The organism is Rhizobium sp. 01T417, assembly GCF_056398905.1.
In genome coordinates this window covers 1-2,668 of the sequence record NZ_JBFTQH010000091.1, presented here as the reverse complement: position 1 = coordinate 2,668, position 2,668 = coordinate 1, and the positions used below count along the sequence as shown (strand labels likewise).

The window sequence follows — 2,668 nt, the reverse complement described above, 5'->3', positions numbered from 1 at the left end:
GTCGAGCTTGGCGGCGCCCATGCCGAGGGCGTCGGAAACAGCCGAAAGGGCCTTGTTGTCCGACTTCATCGTCGTGGCGATCGACCAGTAGGCAGCGTTGTCGGCAGCCTTGCCGACGCGCAGGCCAGACGAAACGGCGTTCTGCGTGTTATTCAAGCCCTTGTTGACGTTGCGCAGCGTCTGGAGTGCCGCCATGGCGGAGTTGTTGGTGTTAATGCTTGTCATAAGTCTGTCCCCAAAAACAAAATACAAAAGGAGGACATACCGGACTTCTATACCGGCGATGACGGACCAGCTTCATGCCACTCGGTGCCGTTTCTCTTGAGCAACCAAACCCGTCATGTCGGGAACAATTTTGCAGCCATTCATTGCCAACTCATTAAAACGGCTGATGAAACGGCGTCAGGTCCACGATGTGGTTAACGGTGTCCAAACACCCATAGGCGCCCGACCCAGCGGAACACGTCGGCTTCAAGCAAGCTTGGTGTGTCTAGATAGAGCAAAACTAGGCGCAATATGGCCTGCGCGCGCGTGGCCTTGGCGCTCTTCGACAAAATTCCGAATGGGGTGGGCTCTTGAATACCAATATTTCGTTTGCAGCGGCTTCGAAAGACTACCAAAAGGGACAGTATCTCAAGTCGCTTGAAGCGCTGAACCAAATCATCAACACGCAGAAGGATGTAAAAACGTACGTCCTGCTTGCCAAGAACCTGCTGAAACTCGGCTTCAAATCGGAGGCGGCAAGTGCCTATGCATTGGCGGGCGAACTCGACAGCAACAAGGAGTCGCTTTACACGCGCGAAGCCGCGCTTCTGTATTTTGTTTGCGGCGACGAGGAGCAGGCCCTGCTTTACGCACTTCGTCTCATGTCTCTCGCTAGGTCCGACGTCGACCTTGCCAGCGTGCTTGTTAACATTCATCTGAAGCAGGGCCGAAAAGATCTCGTCAGTCCCTACCGCGACGTCATTTCCAAGAGCAGCAATCCGGACCATGCGCGCCTCGCCGTGCGAATGGTCGGCGACGACATTCTGGATGCGACCAACGAGACGCTTATCCGCAATCTCTTCAAGAAGTTTCCGGAGATCATATCGCTCCGGCTGCTCCTGCTCGTTTTCGCGCGCGAGGTGTGCGATTTCGATTTGGTCGCAAGGGAGTTTCAATCCGTACAGCGAATGCTCGAAAAGGGCGACCTGGGCTTCCTGGAACGCGACAACCCTTTCTACAACCTCCATTGGTGTGGCAACGAGGCGCTCAATGCGCGCGCCTCCCACACTCCTTCGCTTCCCCTGAAGGAGGCAGCCGCGCGGCGCAAAGCCGTTCCCCATTCATGGGGAGACAAAATTCGGATCGGTTATCTCTCCTCGGACTTTTGGGTTGGGCATGCGACTATGAAGTTGCTGCGCCGCGTCCTCGAGCTGCATGACCGAGACAAGTTCGAGGTGACGCTCTTCTGCCATACCACGGAGAAACACCTGGAACATGAGGCCAGCACTGTCGATCGCTCACAGTGGGGCGAAGTATGCATCGTCCGGGACATGACCGATGAAGAAGCCGCACAAGCCATTCGTGAGCGGCAGATCGACATCCTGATTGATCTCAAGGGGCACACACTCGGCGGACGGTCCAGAATACTAAACTATGGCGGGGCGCCAATACAGGCGACATGGCTTGGCTTCCCGGGCACGGTAACGGACATCGATCTTGACTACTCGATCGGCGATCGCTTCGTGCTGCCCGAGGGCAGTGAAGCGCACTATTACGAGAAGTTGGTGCGCATGCCGGACAGCTATCAGCCCAATGATCCCGCCAACCGTCCGAAGCCGAGGCCAACAACACGCGCTGAGGTCGGTTTGCCGGAGGATGCATTCGTCTTTGCCTCGTTCAACGCAAACCGCAAGATCAACGCGGACATACTCGACGTCTGGTGCAACATTCTCAAGCGCACGCCGAACAGCGTACTTTGGCTTATGCTTTCGTCACCGCGTACCGAGGCCAACTTGCGGAACTATATGAACAGGAGGGGGATCGATTCGAAGCGAGTGATCTTCTGCCCCCGCGTATCCTACGAAGAGCACATCGATCGCCAGCAGATGGCGGACCTCGGTATCGACACCTTCCCGGTCAACGGCCACACAACCACTTCCGAACAGCTCTGGGGTGGCCTGCCAGTCCTGACGGTCAAGGGCACCAATTTCGCTTCCCGCGTCACCGAGAGTCTGCTCAACGCAATCGGCTTGCCGGAACTCGTCGCCGCCGACATCAAGGCCTACGAGGACATGGCCGTCGAGCTCGCGAGCAGCCCGGAGCGCATTGCCGACTACAAGCAGCGCATTCGCCAGAACGCCTGCATCATGCCGCTGTTCGATGCGGAACGCTTCACGCTCCACCTCGAGAAGTCCTACGAGGTCATGGTGGAGCGCGCCAAGATGGGACTGGACCCTGACCACATCGACGTTCCGGCCCTGCCGCCGCGCACGGAGCCATTCTTCAGCTTCGACTAGATGGAAGCCCCACACAACAAAAAGCAACGGTGTTAGGCGTCAATCACCGTTGCTCGATAGTCTCTCATTTTGGCATTGAGGATTATGATCATCCTTCGCATGACCGCGACGAGAGCGACCTTTCCGGGCTTTCCTTTCGCTTTCAGTCGTTCGAAGACGGCCTTCAT

Annotated in this window: 2 protein-coding genes and 1 pseudogene; 1 reads left to right on the top strand and 2 read right to left on the bottom strand. The window is 56.9% G+C overall.

Annotated elements, in window-relative coordinates; genetic code table 11:
- The coding region (locus AC1DPR_RS31505) for a flagellin N-terminal helical domain-containing protein (protein WP_477817967.1) at positions 1-225 on the bottom strand (225 nt) is incomplete at its 3' end.
- A 350-nt stretch (positions 226-575) separates the two neighbouring features.
- On the opposite strand from AC1DPR_RS31505, the gene AC1DPR_RS31500 reads away from it, so the two are divergent.
- Complete coding sequence (locus AC1DPR_RS31500) at positions 576-2,501, top strand: tetratricopeptide repeat protein (RefSeq protein WP_113471789.1); 1,926 nt, start codon at positions 576-578, stop codon at positions 2,499-2,501.
- A gap of 32 nt (positions 2,502-2,533) precedes the next feature.
- Here the strand turns inward: AC1DPR_RS31500 and AC1DPR_RS31495 are convergent.
- Positions 2,534-2,668: pseudogene (locus AC1DPR_RS31495) on the bottom strand (IS110 family transposase); the annotation flags it as partial.